Source organism: Pirellulales bacterium (assembly GCA_036267355.1).
GTDB lineage: Bacteria > Planctomycetota > Planctomycetia > Pirellulales > DATAWG01 > DATAWG01.
The window spans coordinates 1-15,378 of record DATAWG010000050.1 but is presented as its reverse complement, the minus strand read 5'-3'; the positions used below and the strand labels follow the sequence as shown (position 1 = coordinate 15,378).

General features: G+C 60.7%; 14 protein-coding genes and 2 tRNA genes. 5 read left to right on the top strand and 11 right to left on the bottom strand.

Features of this window, described 5'->3' with window-relative positions; translation table 11 throughout:
• Positions 1–439: 439 nt before the first annotated feature.
• The 5 genes from VHX65_08140 to VHX65_08120 all read right to left on the bottom strand — a co-directional run bounded on the left by VHX65_08140 (position 440) and on the right by VHX65_08120 (position 5,145).
• Positions 440–1,708 carry a hypothetical protein gene (locus tag VHX65_08140; GenBank protein HEX3998502.1) on the bottom strand — a complete coding sequence of 423 codons (1,269 nt, stop codon included), beginning with the start codon at positions 1,706–1,708 and terminating at the stop codon, positions 440–442.
• Positions 1,709–1,915: 207 nt separating this feature from the next.
• A complete protein-coding gene (locus tag VHX65_08135; protein ID HEX3998501.1) occupies positions 1,916–2,527 on the bottom strand; it encodes an ATP-dependent Clp protease proteolytic subunit in 612 nt (203 codons plus the stop codon).
• A 78-nt stretch (positions 2,528–2,605) separates the two neighbouring features.
• Positions 2,606–3,232 carry an ATP-dependent Clp protease proteolytic subunit gene (locus VHX65_08130; GenBank protein ID HEX3998500.1) on the bottom strand — a complete coding sequence of 209 codons (627 nt, stop codon included), beginning with the start codon at positions 3,230–3,232 and terminating at the stop codon, positions 2,606–2,608.
• A 134-nt stretch (positions 3,233–3,366) separates the two neighbouring features.
• Positions 3,367–4,878, bottom strand: coding sequence for a trigger factor (gene tig / locus VHX65_08125; protein HEX3998499.1), 1,512 nt, complete (start codon positions 4,876–4,878; stop codon positions 3,367–3,369).
• 194 nt (positions 4,879–5,072) lie between these two features.
• Positions 5,073–5,145, bottom strand: a tRNA-Gly gene (locus VHX65_08120).
• 440 nt (positions 5,146–5,585) lie between these two features.
• Between VHX65_08120 and VHX65_08115 the strand changes: the two genes are divergently transcribed.
• The 3 genes from VHX65_08115 (at position 5,586) to VHX65_08105 (ending at position 8,330) form a co-directional block, all read left to right on the top strand.
• The gene (locus VHX65_08115) at positions 5,586–6,449 is read left to right on the top strand and encodes an FHA domain-containing protein (protein ID HEX3998498.1); all 864 of its coding nucleotides are present in this window, start codon (positions 5,586–5,588) and stop codon (positions 6,447–6,449) included.
• Positions 6,450–6,797: 348 nt separating this feature from the next.
• Positions 6,798–7,163: an ASCH domain-containing protein gene (locus tag VHX65_08110; protein HEX3998497.1), complete on the top strand. Its 366-nt coding sequence runs from the start codon at positions 6,798–6,800 to the stop codon at positions 7,161–7,163.
• Positions 7,164–7,418: 255 nt separating this feature from the next.
• Positions 7,419–8,330, top strand: coding sequence for an alpha/beta hydrolase (locus VHX65_08105; GenBank protein ID HEX3998496.1), 912 nt, complete (start codon positions 7,419–7,421; stop codon positions 8,328–8,330).
• A gap of 245 nt (positions 8,331–8,575) precedes the next feature.
• Here VHX65_08105 and rimI read toward each other — a convergent pair whose 3' ends face one another.
• From rimI to recJ, 4 genes are all read right to left on the bottom strand, one after another.
• Positions 8,576–9,094: a ribosomal protein S18-alanine N-acetyltransferase gene (rimI, locus tag VHX65_08100; protein HEX3998495.1), complete on the bottom strand. Its 519-nt coding sequence runs from the start codon at positions 9,092–9,094 to the stop codon at positions 8,576–8,578.
• Between the two features lie 323 nt (positions 9,095–9,417).
• Positions 9,418–9,810, bottom strand: coding sequence for a hypothetical protein (locus tag VHX65_08095; protein ID HEX3998494.1), 393 nt, complete (start codon positions 9,808–9,810; stop codon positions 9,418–9,420).
• A 112-nt stretch (positions 9,811–9,922) separates the two neighbouring features.
• Complete coding sequence (locus VHX65_08090; protein ID HEX3998493.1) at positions 9,923–10,591, bottom strand: protein-L-isoaspartate(D-aspartate) O-methyltransferase; 669 nt, start codon at positions 10,589–10,591, stop codon at positions 9,923–9,925.
• A 125-nt stretch (positions 10,592–10,716) separates the two neighbouring features.
• A complete protein-coding gene (gene recJ, locus VHX65_08085) occupies positions 10,717–12,525 on the bottom strand; it encodes a single-stranded-DNA-specific exonuclease RecJ (GenBank protein ID HEX3998492.1) in 1,809 nt (602 codons plus the stop codon).
• Between the two features lie 23 nt (positions 12,526–12,548).
• On the opposite strand from recJ, the gene VHX65_08080 reads away from it, so the two are divergent.
• Positions 12,549–12,992, top strand: a complete 444-nt coding sequence (locus VHX65_08080) for a hypothetical protein (GenBank protein HEX3998491.1) — start codon at positions 12,549–12,551, stop codon at positions 12,990–12,992.
• A 161-nt stretch (positions 12,993–13,153) separates the two neighbouring features.
• Here VHX65_08080 and VHX65_08075 read toward each other — a convergent pair.
• A tRNA-Ser gene (locus VHX65_08075) sits at positions 13,154–13,240 on the bottom strand.
• Positions 13,241–13,666: 426 nt separating this feature from the next.
• On the opposite strand from VHX65_08075, the gene VHX65_08070 reads away from it, so the two are divergent.
• A complete protein-coding gene (locus VHX65_08070; GenBank protein ID HEX3998490.1) occupies positions 13,667–13,894 on the top strand; it encodes a hypothetical protein in 228 nt (75 codons plus the stop codon).
• Between the two features lie 445 nt (positions 13,895–14,339).
• Here VHX65_08070 and VHX65_08065 read toward each other — a convergent pair whose 3' ends face one another.
• The gene (locus VHX65_08065) at positions 14,340–14,567 is read right to left on the bottom strand and encodes a type II toxin-antitoxin system HicA family toxin (GenBank protein HEX3998489.1); all 228 of its coding nucleotides are present in this window, start codon (positions 14,565–14,567) and stop codon (positions 14,340–14,342) included.
• Positions 14,568–15,378: the final 811 nt, after the last annotated feature.

Genomic DNA, 15,378 nt, shown 5'->3' with positions numbered 1-15,378 from the left:
GAAGTCGGCCAGTGGGAGCGCCGCTCGAGCTCGAACATAAACGGGACGTCCAGCGGCGTGCGTCCCTCGCTAACGCTTCGGGTTACAATCGCCGACACAAGCCCGAAGCGTTAGCGAGGACGGGCGCTGACAGACGCTGCAGGGGCGCTGCACGGGCGCTGCGATTCTCTTTTTGGCACCGGGGTGTGCAACTGGCCAGCGAAGTCGGCCAGTGAGAGCGCCGCTTGAGTTCGAACACAAACGGAACGTCCTGCGGCGTGCGTCCCTCGCTAACGCTTCGGGTTACAATCGCCGACACAAGCCCGAAGCGTTAGCGAGGACGGGCGCTGACAGGAATCGAACGTCCTGCGGCGCGCATCCCTCGCTAACGCTTCGCCCTACAATCGCCGACATAGCACGCTTGCGGTTTCGTGCGCCACATCCGTCTCGCGCTCTCGGCTCAACGATCCGGTCGCCATGCCGTGCTGTTGCGAGGCGGCATCGATTGGGTGGTCGTCGAATTCGCGCTGCCAGATGGGCTGTCGGCCGGGGCTGGCTCGTCGGGCTCGAATTCGCCCATGTCGTCGCGCGGCGGGGAAGTGGCAACGGCACTGGCCGCCAATCCGGTCGCGGAGATTTCCGCCGATGTTGTACTGGGCGGCGGTGCGTCGTGCGGGGCCGGTGAATCGGCATCCGGGTCTGCGATGCTCGGCCCGGCAACTTGCGAGCTTCGCTCGGCAACTTGCGAGCTCGGCTCGGCAACATCCGCACTCGCGACATTCGAATCGTCGACCGGCGCTTGCGGACCGAGGCGGACGTAAATCGTCTGATTCGTTTCGAGCTTTTCGCCATCCGCGGTCGTCAGTCGAACAAACAGCTTCAACCGTTCGTGCTGCGGCGCTCCGTGCGGCCAAAGCAGGTCGAAGCGATACGCCTTGCCGAACAGATTTTGCCGGTAGTGCGTCCGGACCTGGGCCGGCGAAAAGTCCCACCGCGCCACCCGTGCGCCAGGTCCCGAAAGCGCCGGATCGATCACCACCATCGACACGGCTCCTTCAGCGGCGACGGGGCGGTCGGCGGCGTCGCGCGGCGTGAAGGCGACCTGCAAGCCGTTGTCGCCCATTGCCGCGTCGCGGTTCCCATGACTCGCGGCAACGTAGCTTGCTCCATGGCCGCCGAATTGGTGTCCGGCGGTCAGAAGCCGAATCATCGAAATCCGCATGGCTCTCGGCGCTTCTTCTTCATACGACGACGTGGTGGCGCCGGAAGCCGGCGGCGCGTCTCCGTCGGCAGCGCCCGGCAGCTTCGGAGGCACCCATTCCTCCGAGTGCGATCCAGCAGGCGGCGTCGATTCCAACGGTGCTTCCGTGCCGCGATCGATCGTCGGCGGATGAAACGCGGGAGGCGCCGAAGGCGGAGGCGAAGTCGGCGGGGCCACGCTGCGGGGCGACAATCGCGACGACGATTCGCTTGGCGCCGCGGAGCGATTCGCGCTTCCGCCGCCGAGCTGCCGCTTCAGAGCGGCGTTCGCACGCCGGCAATCCTGCAGGTCTTGCTGCGCTTCATCGATCTGGTCGCGCAAATCTTCGATCGTTTTTTCCTGCTCGAAATTCTCGTGCTCGAGCAGCGTTTGACTGGCCGGTGTGCGGCATCCGGAAAAAAGCATGGCGGTCGCCAATAGCGACAGCGCGGCCCGGCCAGACCTTGATCCCGACAGGCGTGGTTTCATACTCGCCTCATGCGAAAAGCAGCCTGCACACCGCCGCATCCTGCGACAGCTGTTTATTGCGTTAGAACGCGAATGTCGATTCGACCGGGCGCCACGCAGCCGGTCCAAGGCGCCAAAGGAAAAGAGACCGGCCGGAACTTGCTCCGAACCGAAGCGTCGCGGAAGAGCGCCGAAAGGCCGTCCTCGCGAACGCTTCGGGCTAGTGTGTTAGTGGGATGGCACGATTTTCTCCCGCACTTCCATGTGCTCGATCACCTGATCGATCAGCTTATATTCCATCGCTTCTTGGGCCGACATGAAACGGTCTCGATCCGTGTCTTGCTCGATCTTGTCGAGCGGATGGCCGGTGTGCTTCAGCAGGATCGCGTTGATCTTCTGCTTGATCTTCTTGAATTCCTTGGCGTGGATCATGATTTCCTCGGCCGTGCCTTCCATGCCGGCCAGCGGTTGGTGGATCATGATGCGCGCATTCGGCAGGGCTCGCCGCTTGCCGCTCGTGCCGGCCGTGAGCAGCACGGCGCCCATCGAGGCGCATTGGCCGATGCAATAGGTCGACACGTCGCAGGTGATGAACTGCATCGTGTCGTAAATCGCCAGACCAGCGGTGACGCTGCCCCCCGGCGAATTGATATACAGGTGAACGTCGGCCTTCGGGTCCTCGGCTTGGAGAAACAGCATTTGGGCGACAATCGAATTCGACACTTCGTCGTTGATCGCCGAGCCAAGGAAAATGATGCGATCCTTGAGCAGGCGACTGTAAATATCCATCGCCCGCTCTTCGCGGCCGCTTTTTTCAATGACGTAGGGAATCAGGGGCATTGGTTCAACTCCGTGGCCGAAGTTCTGAGAATTCGATTGTGGCAATCGCGAGGGCAACCCGGTCAATCCACGTCGCCGTCAATCCTCATCGTCTTCGGCCTGCTTGGGGGGCTTGGTGAGGATGTCGTCGACCAAGCCATATTCCTTGGATTCGGCCGCGGTCAGATAGCGATCGCGGTCGGTGTCTTTGGCGATTCGTTCGATCGGCTGACCGGTGTGATCAGCCAGGATTTGATTGAGCACTTCGCGGGTTTTGAGGATTTCGTCGGCTTGGATTTCAATATCCGAAACCTGGCCGCCGACTTGGCCATACGGCTGGTGGATCATCACTTTGGCATGCGGCAGCGCAAACCGTTTTCCTTTCGAGCCGCCGGCGAGCAACACGGCGCCGCCGCTGGCCGCGAGGCCGACGCAATAGGTTGCGACCGGGCAGGACAGGATTTGCATCGTGTCGTAGATGGCCATCGTCGCGGTGACGCTGCCGCCCGGCGAATTGATGTAAAAATGAATTTCCTTGCGACGATTTTCGCTTTGCAAGTAGAGCAGCTTCATCACGAGTTCGTTGGCATTGCCGTCGTAGATTTCGCCTTGCAGCAAAATGATGCGATTTTCAAGCAGCAGGTCGCCGAGCGTGAGCTGCCGCTGCCGCTGATATTCGCGGTAAGCGGCGCGAGGTTCGACAAGCTGGATATGAGAATCGTTCATCGGGGGGCTCATAGGGTTAGGGATTAGGGTGAGGGGAAGACGCCGTCAAGCCGCGTCTATCCGCGCAAAAACATTTGAGAGAAGGGAGCAGGCAATTCCTCGCCCTGATCCCTCACCCCCGCCCTAGTCAGATTTTATCCGCGGTGTTCCGCTCCGGGGAGCGGTTCAGCCTGACCTCCATGCTTGGCTTCGGGGATTTCCTCCTCCGCTTCGTCCACCTCGCGGCCGGCCGACCAATCGAGCGCTTCGACATCTTCTCCCTTCGGCGCGAAAGGAACGTCTTCGAACGTGGCCTGCGATAGCACCAGTTCGATCACCTTGCGTTCGATGATTTGGTTCCGCAAAACATCCATCAAATCGCGTTGTTCGAGATGGGCCCTGACGCGCCGCTCGCTTTCGCCGCTCTGGCCGGCGATCAAACTGATTTCATCGTCGTAGTCTGTTGGCTGGTCGCCGATTTTTTCTTCCTCGGCGATCCGCTCGAGGATGAAATGCTCCTTCAGCAACCGAGCCGTGCTGGCCAGGACATTTTGGCGAATTTGATTTTCTTGTTCTTGAATCTGCTCGTCGCTAAAACCGCTCCTTCGCAATTCGAGCTTGGTGCGCTCCATTTCGCGGCGGCTTTGGCGGTGGAGCAGCTCCGGCGGAAGCTCCCACGTGGCCGCGGCCGTCAAGAGGGATGTCACCTGCTTGCGGGCTTCCTGCTGCTGGTGATACTTGAGTTGCCGATCCAAGTCGTCGCGCAGCGCGTCGCGGAAATCTCCCTCCGACGTGAAATCCCCCAGCTCTTCGAGCAGCTCGGGCGTCAGTTCGGGAACTTCCAGTTTCTTGACTTCGAGCACCTCGAATTTCGCGGTGAGCTTCAGTCCGCGCACCGATTCCTCGGCCGACTCGGAAATCTGCACCGGGAGCGAGCGCGTTTCGCCGCCGCGCACGCCCGCCATCGACGGCCCGAAATTCTCGATCCGCGCATCGCGCAGGCTGAGCACCGCCGCGAGCCGGATCACTTCCTCCGGATGCTCCGAGACGACTTGATCGCCGTCGAGGAACGTAACATTGGCCGTGATATGGTCGTCCACTTCGGCAGGGCCGTCGAACGGCACCAGCCGGCCTCGCTTGCCCACCATGCGAACGAAATGCCGCTGCACATCCACATCGCTCGTTTCGCGCACCGGCCGGCGGATCGTCAGCCCTTTCCATTGCGGCAAATCGAATTCCGGGCGAACTTCCAGATTGAATTCGTAGCTCATCGGCCCTTCGTCGGGCACTTCGACCGCTTCCAAATCGAGGTCCGGCTCGCTGATCGCCGAAAGCTTGTTGTCGTCGGTGATCTGCGACAGACTGTCCATCACCAGCGAGCTTTTCACCTGCTCAGCCAGGTCTTTGCGAAAGCGATGCTCGACGAGCTTGCGCGGCGCCCGCCCTGCGCGGAATCCCGGCACCGTGGCCGAGGGCATCAGTTCGTCGAACGCCTTGCCAAAGTAGCGTTCGATATCGTCGCGCGGGATGGTGACCGTGATGTGCCGCTGGCAAGCGCTCGGCGAATCGATTTTCACATCGAGATTGAGCGGCTCGCGCTCGGGCGCTTCGGATTCGGCGCCTTCGGCAACGTCGGTATCTTCGGGATCGGTATCGGATGGCGACATGCGTTCAATCAGCTTTGGATCAATGGGCTAAGGACAAAGCGCCGCAACAAACGGCCGCAACCGCGAGACTCCTATCCACAAAGCCAAGCGACCACCGGCCACTCAAGCCAGGGCGGCGTTGCAATTCTGTACGCATTGCAATCTTTCCGGGCGCCGCCGTCGGACCCGCAACAGCGCCTCTCGAGGAGGAGAAGAGCGGGTGATGGGATTCGAACCCACGACAACGACGTTGGCAACGTCGTGCTCTACCAACTGAGCTACACCCGCGACGGTTTCGCCAAGTACAAACGACGAACCCAATGCTCCCCCTTTCGCCGAGCCACGGTCATCGACTCGGCCGACAAAACGGGATTCAAGCGGATTATAGGTCAGCTTCGACCGCTTGCAAGGGCAATTGTCGTGCCCACGGCCCTCGGCGAAGCATTGCTAGCGACCGCTTCTCGTTCTGTGAAATGTCAGGCTAAACCGTCAAGCCGTGCAGCGTCAAGTCCCCGGCGCCGACCGAACGCCGGCTGTGGCGATCCACACGCGCCCCCAAGGCGGAGGTTGCATACGCCGCTTGTTGCCAGCGGCATTTCGGGCCAGTATAGTCAGTTATATTGGGCGGTTCGGGCGGTCCATTGGCAGTGCGGAATTCAGTGGCAGTGCGAAATTTGCCATCGCGGGCTGGGGTTGCAGCTTGGTGCGTTCATTCTGAGGCGCGTTCGATGAAGGCCAAATTGGTTTTGATTTCGCCCGATGCCGAGACCAAAGAATTCAAGCTCGCGCTGCCGACGAAAATCGGCCGCGGCCAGGAAGCCAAGCTCAAGTTGCTGCACCCGCTGGTGAGCCGCGTTCACTGCGAGATTTACGAGCTGGATGAACAGTTGATGGTGCGCGACATGGCGTCGCTCAATGGCACGTTCGTCGACGACGAGCGCGTCGCCGACGAGATGGCGCTGCCCAGCGGTTGCCGATTGACGGTCGGCTCGGCGCAATTTCACGTCCTCTATGGCGACGATTACGATCGTCCGCCGCCTGCGAAGAAGGTGAAATCCGACGCGCCGACGAAACTCGCCGACGAAACGGTGCCGATGTCGTCCGTGCCGGCGGGAGTCGCCGATGGCGAGCAGGATTCCGAGCCATGGAACCTGGGCGGATCGCCGGCCGAGAAATCGGAATCGCACCAAGACACGCGGACGCTTGATTTCGATTTCCTTTCTGACGACGAGCCGCCGGAAACCGTGCCGGGGCCGGCCGCTGGCACTGCCGCGCCGGCGAAGCCCGCCGCGCCGGTAAAGCCGGCCGCGGCGGCAAAGCCCGGGGCAAACGTGGCGCCTTCCAAGCCCGGGGCCACGAAGCCAGCCGCAGCCGGCCGGCCCCAGAATCCGGCTGAAATGGCCGACGACGAGGAAATCGCGGCTTCAGGCCGGGCATTTTCAGCTTCGGGTCGCGCTCCTGCGGCGGCGTCGGCGCAAACGCCGATTCCGCCTGCCGATGAAAGCGACGAAATGCTCGCCGAACCTGCCGAGGAGCCAGCCAGCGGCGAGGACGACGCCGACTTGGACGATTTCTTCCGCTCGATCATGTAACCACGGCCATGTATGGCTCAGCCGAAAAACAACTTCTCCACAGCGCGGTGGAGCCGCAACCAAAGTAGCAGGCACACTCCGAGCGCCGTCTGCGCCGCTCTGCCTGCAATGCGCCGCGGTGCGCCCGACGGCACACGGAGTGTGCCTGCTACGATAAAGACGCTTGCGTCGCTCCTTAGGAAAGAATTCGTGTGTTTCGTGACACAGAGTCGTCTCCCCTTGCGGGAGAGCGCGAGGTGAGAGGGTTCGAAAAACGGAAAGTATTTTTCGGCCATCGTCGACTCAAGATCGGCAATTTGGTCGTCCTCGCATCGGCGTGAACCATTCGGCATCTTTCCGGGGCGCCTCATGCTGCTGTTCAAAAAAAAGTTTCTCGAGCAGATTCGTTCGGGCGAGAAAACGCAAACGATTCGGCTTTGGAAATTTCGCCGCATGCGGGCCGGCCAGCGGAGCTACATCCCCGGAGCAGGATATATCGAGATCACGGCCGTCGATGAAGTGGCACTACCGGATCTGACGGACGAAGACGCTCTCCGCGACGGCTTTCCAAGCGCCGACGCCTTGCGCCGCGAAGTGCAGGATCTGTACCCGAAACAAATCGCCGACGGCCATCGCGCCTATCGCCTGATTTTCCGGCTGATGTCGGCGGAGGAAACGCGGGTTATCAAGGAAAATCGTCGGCCCAAGGCCCGGGTCAAGAAGGGCGGGGCCTAGGCTTTGTCTCAAACTTGCCGATCAATACACTAGCCCGAAGCGTTAGCAAGCGAATCGATGACAGACGGGCGGTCTCCGCGTTGCAGGAGCAGCGGCTCGTGTTTGGAGACGAAGCTTGGTTGGTCAATAATGCTCGGAAAACCGTTTACGCGTCTTGGTGCGACATCCTCGCTAACGCTTCGGGCTAGTGTGGATCGTCGCCAGGCTACACAGAACTTCTTCGCCCAAATTCCTTCCGCACGAAAGAATCCCGCCATGAACACAAGCATAAAGCTCTGCGCCCTGATGGTTGCCGCATGGTGCGGCGCCGCGCTGGCTGCCGACGCGCCAAAGAACGACACGCGTTCGCCGTCCGATGTCGTCGCGCACCGCAATATCGAATACGTTCCAAACGGTGGAAAATCGCAATCGCTCGATCTCTATCTGCCTGCCAAGGCCGACAAGCCGCTGCCGCTCGTCGTCTACATCCACGGCGGCGGCTGGCAGGCGGGTTCGAAAGAGGGTTGCTGGGCCTTGCCGGAAGTGAAACGCGGCTATGCGGCCGCGAGCCTCAACTATCGGCTCAGCCAGGAGGCAATCTTCCCCGCCCAGATTCAAGATTGCCAGGCGGCAATTCGCTGGCTGCGGGCCAATGCGAAGAAATATAATATCAATCCCGACAAGATCGGCGTGTGGGGCGATTCAGCCGGCGGACATCTTTCGGCGTTGCTCGGCACCGCCGGCGGCAAGAAAGCGTTCCCGCCGATCGGCGAAAATCGAAATGAATCGGATCGAGTGCAGGCCGTTTGCGACTGGTATGGCCCGACCGATTTTCTTAACTTCGCATCGCAAATGCCCGCCGACGACGGGCTCCATCCCAACAGTCCGAATTCGCCGCTGAGCAAGCTATTCGGCGGCCCGGTGGCGGAGCACAAGGCACTTGCCCTGTCGGCGGGCCCATTGCACTATGTCGACAAGAATTGCCCGCCATTCTTGATCGAGCACGTGACAGGCGACAACATCGTGCCGATTGCGCAGAGCGAAGAACTGGCCGACGCGCTGAAGAAAGCCGGCGTCGAAGTGACGCTCATCAAGTTTGAAGGCAAGGGCCACGGCGTCGGCATGCGGTCGAAGCCCGACTGGATGGATCCCATCTCGGCGTTCTTCGACAAGGAATTGAAAGATTAGAGGCGCGAGAGGAGCGTTTGGTTTGTGCGAAGTTCGGGGCCACACACGCGAAATCGCAAGCGCGCCGCCATCTCAAACGGAAGAGACTCGCGCCCGCGGCTTCGGGCGTCTCTAACTTGCCGCGGAGCCAGTTAACCTCGGCCGAAAAGCAACTTCCGTTTTCTGAACTCCTCATCCTGCCCTCTCCCGCAAGCGGAGCAGGATCTGTGGAGAAGTTGTTTTTCGGCCGAGCCTTATCGTCGCACCTAACCCGCCAAGCGCGCAATCCGGTTGAACGGAATAATGTCGGGCTCGTCGTTGGCGTGGCGAAACTGCATGAGATACGCGTCTTCCGGCGTGTCTTCATAGAATTCGTGCAACACCGACACGGCGCGGAAGCCGTTGTGCCGGAAGAACAGTTGGGCGGGCAGATTCGTTTCGCGAATCTCGAGCAGAATTCGCGTCCGCCGCTGATCCGACAATTTGCCGGCCAGCTTCGCCACCATCTGCGATCCGATGCCCAGGCGGCGATAGCGGTCGGCCACGGCGAAGTTGAGAATATGCAGCCGGTTCTTATGCAGCTCGTAGATCATGAATCCGACTACCTGGTCGTCCATTTCCGCGACCATGCCGATGCAGTTCCGCTGCCGCAGACAGCGGACGAAGTCGTCCTCCGACCAGGGGAACTCAAAGCTTTCATTCTCGATCGCGATCACATCCGCCATGTCGCGGCGGATCATCCAGCGGATGTGGATTCGGATCTCGGGCTTCGACGACGAACTCATACCGGCCTCCTTCCTTGTCGGCAAACCAGCGCGCGCAAGATACGGATGCGTCGAGCGATGGCAACGGTGAGCGAATTGGCCGGCCGAGCAGACCTGTTTTTCGCCGGAAGCCACGCAATCCGGCGTGCAATCCAACGGCTCGGCAGGCGGAGGGCAGAGGGTAGCAAATCGATTCGGCCGTGCCAAGACGAACTAGCGCCGCCCGCAACACCGCCGAGGCACTGACCCCTTTTACTGAGTCTTTCGGAGCAAAAGGGCACCTGTCCCCTGAATGGCACTAAGATATGGGAGGCTGCGCGAAGGCGATAAGGCCACGTAGCGGATCAAAAATGCGGCGGTAGCGCTCCGTCTTCGTCGGGGTTCGGAAAAACAATGTGTGGCTTGCGATCGAGATAGTAAATTAGATAACTCTCGAGCTCGGCCATCAGCATCTTGACGGTTGGCCAGTTTTTTCCGAATAACCATGTTCCGTGACGGTCATTCTCGGCGAGCGTTTCGGCCGAGAAATCCGGTTCGCGATTCAGCCGAACCTTTGCAAAATCAATGATGTAAGGGGGCGTCTGCACGATGTCCATTTCGATGACCAGCAGGTCGTCATCGCTTCCAAGCATCTCCGGAAGCCAGAATCCGGCGATTGTTTCTGTGACTCCGTGGTCGGCAAGCCTCTGGTAGGTGTCTCGCTCATCTTCCCACTCCATCCCTCGAAACTTCGCCACGATTGCGGTGGTCGTGCCCGCAAGATGCTCTTTCAGCTTCGGATAGCTGCGGAGTCTGGGAGCAAAAGGGGCCGGCGTCTGTTCCCGTCTCTGCGGACGACGCCAACGCAATTCACGTCGCAGAATCGTCGCTCCCCGCGCCGCCCGCTCCGATCAGCGGGACGAACCGGCAGGCGGTGAGTTCGCTGGCTTCCGGCCGGCCGTTGATCCTGCGAATCTTCAACAGCGATTGCGATTCGGAATCGCCGACCGGCAGCACCAAAATGCCCCCCTCGCGAAGCTGCTGGAAAAGCGCCGGCGGCATTTCGTCGGCCGCCGCGGCCACCAGGATCCGATCGTAGGGCGCCGCCGCCGGCCAGCCGAGTGTTCCGTCGCCGACAATCAATTCGGCGTTGCCGTAACCCAGTTCCGTCAACACCGCCGCCGCTTGGATCGATAGCTCGCCATGTCGCTCGATGCTCACCACATGGCGGGCGAGTTCGGCAAGAATGGCCGTCTGATAACCGCTGCCCGTGCCAATCTCAAGCACTGATTCGGTTCCATCCAGCAGCAACGCGTCGGTCATCAATCCGACGATATACGGCTGGCTGATCGTCTGGCGGCAATCGATCGGTAGCGCCCGATCTTCGTAAGCTTCGCCGCGTTCTCCGCTCGGAACAAATCGCTCGCGTGGTACATTGCGAAACGCGGCCAACACGCGCGGCGAGCGAATCCCGCGGCGAAACAGTTGCCGCCGCACCATTCTTTCCCGGGCAGCAGCGAATAGCGAAGGCGTCGACATAGCAGCAACCAAGCGAAACGAGCGGCCGAAAGAAGCGACAGATCGCCGACCAGGCATATGCCAATGGCCTGCGACGAGCCGCTTGGCGCGGGAGTCGTGCGCATGCCGCTGGTTCTGCCAGTGCGTCAACAAGGGGCGCCGGCGGAACCGGTGGCATAGGCTGAACCGGCAGCCGGCGGCGAATCCGGCGTTCCATCGACCGTGCGCCAATCGACGATATGCAATTCTACCGTCCGCCGCCCTTGAAAATGATTCACGATCGGACGAAATACCACGGCGATCGGCGCGGCGAGGTTTGCCAGTTCGTCGATGCGTTCTCCTTGCCCGAAAGCGACGCCGCGCATGCGACTGCCATGTTGTGCGAGCCGCAAGCTCAAGTGGCGTCCGCCGCCGCCGATCGCCCGCGGCGATTCGCTGATCGACACGCCGGCGGCGCAAAGCAAGGGCCGGCGATTGCCTTCGCCGAAGGGGCCAAGCGATTCGAGTTGTTCGACGGCTTGCAGCGTGAGTGCGCTGAAGGTGGTTTCGCCATCGATCCACAGCTCGGCGATTCGCTCGCCGGCCGGGATCATCTCCGCGGCGAAGCGGCAAAATTCTTCGCGGAACGCTTCGATCTGCACTTCCTCAATTTTGAGCCCTCCGGCCGCCGCATGACCGCCGTGGCTGAGGAGATAGTCGCTGCAGGCGGCAAGTGCCTGATGGACATGAAACCCCGCCACGCCACGCACCGATCCGACCCCAGGCTTCACCCCCAAACCGTCGAGTGCCACGACCACGACGGGCCGGTGATATTTTTCCGCGAGCCGGCCGGCGACGATGCCGACCACGCCCGGATGCCAATCGCGCCCGGCGAGCACCAAGGCAGCGTCGCGCTCCAGATCGAACTGTTCTTGCGCCTGCTTGTGGGCCGCGAGATAAATGCTCCGCTCGAGGCTATCGCGACTGTTGTTCAGCTCATGCAGATAGTCGGCCAACGCCGACGCGCGCTCGGCGGAATTGGTCGTCAGCAATTCGACGGCCAATTGCGCTTGTCCCAGCCGTCCCGCGGCATTCAATCGCGGGGCGAGCATGAAGCCGATGTCTTCGCACGCCAGCGCCGGCTTCCCGGCCAGCTTCGTCAATTGCAACAGCCGTTGCATCCCCAAGCCGGGCCGGCCGCCGAGGCTCGCCAAACCATGGTGAACCAGAATCCGATTTTCATCCACCAGCGGCACCACGTCGGCGACGGTGCCGATCGCCGCCAGCCCGACCGCTTTCAGCAGAAACTCGCGCATCGGCGGACTGACTTTTTTCGCGTCGCTGGCCCGCTTGCACACCGCCCAAGCCACCTTGAACGCCACCCCCGCCCCGCTCAAGCCGCCAAACGGATAGGCCGACCCAGGCAAGCGCGGATGAACAATCGCCGCGGCGGCCGGCAATCGTTCGCCCCATTCATGGTGATCGGTGATGATCAGCTCGAGCCCCAATTCGCGAGCGATATCGGCTTGAGCAATGCTCGCGATGCCGCAATCGACCGTCACCACGAGCGAAGCGCCGCGGCCGGCCAGCATTCGCAGCGCTTCCTCGTGCAGGCCATAGCCTTCGTCGATCCGATGAGGAACGTAATAACTTGCCTGCGCGCCGAGCAGCGTGAGGCATTCGTAGAGCAGCGCGGCGCCGGTGATGCCGTCTGCATCGTAGTCGCCGTAGACGACGATCGGCCGGCGGTCGCGAATGGCGCTCATGAGCCGATCGGCAGCGGCCGCGGCCCCCGGCAATTCGTCGGGATCGCGCAGGCCGCTGAGCTTGGGATTCAAAAATTCGCGAATCTGCTCGGCATCGTGCAGCCCTCGGCACGCCAGCAATTGAGCGACGACCGCCGGCACTTTCGCTTCACGTTCGAGAAATGCAATTCGCTCCGGATCGTGAGGGCGAATCCGCCACAGCTTGGTCATGACGCTCCTTCGGACCGAAGAACATGCGGTATCCCAACCTGATCCCTATTGGAGCAAAGCGACGGGAACACGGCAAGCAGCCGGAGCCGCCGGTGGCGATGTCTTTCGACGGTTGTCAAAAAAAGCGAAGCCAAGCTTACGGAGCGATCGTATCGTTCTTTCCAAGTTCCGACGCTTGCACGGCCTTGACGCTATGCCGACGCCCCATCAAAGACGCCACGCTGCCCACTTATGAGCGGCCGCCGGTTGTTGAAACCGTGTTGGGCATCCAACTCGACCCCATCGCCAAGGAAAGCCCCCCGCTTCGGATCGTCCCAGACGTTCAAGGCGGAATCGTTTTTGAGTTTGAATGGGGGCAAATGTTTGAATCCCTTCACATCCCTCCGGTTAGCAACATCGAATATCGCGTCTTTAATGGCAACCGACATGTGTCGCGCGGCCCGTGGTCGGACTCGGACCCCACTTGATCGAATGGCGGCGGCGGTATGTCACTCCAGCCCGGAACCGAACCGATAGCGGCCGACGAGATTCTGTATCGCCGTGTTCCGGTCTCAACGGGCGTAATTCGGCTGCTCAAGAAGGTCTTGGAGAGCAACGGTGCCCACGCCATACTCGGCGAGAAATAAAGCGGATGGGGAGGGATTCGAACCCCCGGTGGACTTTCGCCCACAGCGGTTTTCAAGACCGCCGCCTTAGACCGCTCGGCCACCCATCCCAAAAAACGATTCGACGAACTGTCCGCTCGCGACACCCCCGCTCGTCGCAACATTCTACCTCGCCGCCAAACAAGCACCAATCGGCCAATCGCGCGCCGGTCCAATCTCGGGCATGCCGACAAATGGGGCACAAATCTGCCTGAATCGTGCGCACTTTCGTGCGGACCAAAGACGAAATAGCAGTACTTCCCGGCGAATTCCGCTGAAAATAAGAAGCCCCGAGAGCGGCATAGGCTTTGCGTTGGTTTCTGAAAATCTTTTGCTGGAGCAGCAACCGAGTTCTCAAAAGGCTCGGCCGACAAATAACTTCTCTGCAGCCGCGTCTCTGCTTGCGGGAGAGGCGATGGGTGAGGGGTTTTGAACAGCGGAAGCTATTTTTCGGGCAAGCCCAGTTCATTCGCAGCGCAAAACGCGTGCACTCGATTATGGCCACCACTCTTCGCGCACGGCACTGGACGAGGAAGGAAATCGCAGCGCTGAGCTTTTCGCAGGTGGCCGAATTGAATTACGACGAAATGATCAGGCTGGTATTGGATTCGGGGGTGCCATTTCGCGACGTGAAATCGTTGCACACGATGGATGGCGACGTTCTGATGCGCCACGTGCATTGGGCTCGCCAATATTGCCGCCGCGAAACGACCTGGCCTCGCTGAAAACCAAGGCAGCGGTTTCGGCGGTCGATTGTGCCGCCGCCGGGGACTGGCTCACTTTGCGATGCCCGGTGAGCAAAGAGTGCCCGTCCCCCTCTCCTCGTCCGCTTGCCCGGGGACTGGCTCGCTTTGCGATGCCCGGTGAGCAAAGGGTGCCTGTCTCCCTCTTCTCGTCCAGATAGAGCGCGATGGCTTCCGCGATGTTTGTGCGAGCTTCTTCGACCGTATTGCCTTCCGAAATACATCCCGGTAGCGCCGGCACATAAACCGTGTAGCCACCGTCATCAGACGCTTCGAAGACAATTCTGAATTGCATCTTCAATGGGGCCGCAGTCTTTCGACTGCGTAGAGAAGAGAGGCGAATGGTCGAGGGCATCAACTCCGCGGAGCGGCGGCTTCAATTGGACCGCAGCCAATCGGTTGCGGCGCCAACGCCGTCAAGTCAATTCTACAACGCGGCCAAAAAATCGTCGAGAGAAACGGCAGCCTGTTTGAGAATGTGGCTCAATGTTGATCGCTTGATTGGTCGATGCGCTGGCACCGTAATCTTCAGCGTTTCGTCCGGAAGGGCTTTCTCCATTCGGATATGGCTTCCGCGCTGCCGAACGACGACGAAGCCGAGGCGTTCCAGGACTGCGACGACTCGATCGTAATTCGCGGCCGGCATCTTCGGCATTCTGGAAATCCATTTTCAAGGCCGCGATCGAACTCCCGAGGATGCAAATGGACCTAGCTGTCGAATTACGCGATGGCGACCGATCCTTTAGCGAGCCCTGTTTCGGTCAAGCAAGATATCTTATCGGGAATGCTCGACGAAGCGATTCGTCAAATGTCTTCGGCATCGAGCGGATCAGAGATTCCTCCGATGCCGGATGGGTCCGAGACCCGCGACAAATAATTATACGAGGGGGGCTTGATTTCCTCATTCGTGCAGGTATACATACGTGATCCAAGAAACAAGCTGGCATCGGGGGCTCAATGATGGCGAATAACTCTCGCCCCGCGGTTGGGTTTCGCGCATTCTTCCGTCAAGCCACGGGCATGCCCGATCCGTATCAGGAGCGATTGGCCCTATCGAACCCGCTCCCGCGACTGCTCGACTTTCAAACCGGCCTCGGTAAAACCGCCGCCTATATTCGCTTGGCTACCGCCGGTTCACGGGCGAACGAAGTGCTCCCTTTGCCATGTCGAGAGTCCCTCCATAAACTCTGCTGAAAGGTCAAAACGACGGCTGACGCTCTCCGCGACGAAAACGAACTTGCAACTGTTTTGAAATGCGTTAGAATCCCCTCGTTGGCGAAAAGCTGGCGAGCACGGAGGCAAGCCTGCAGCCGAGAACCCGGCTTGTGGGTCGGGGGCTCGGCAGCCAATTTTTCCCGTCCTGGACTTGCGACGCGGGCCCCATTGAAGCGTTTTCGTCGCCGAGAGCGTTAAAGCTCTTTACGCCCTTTCCGCGATCGATAGATCGCGGCCCCATTGAAGCTCGC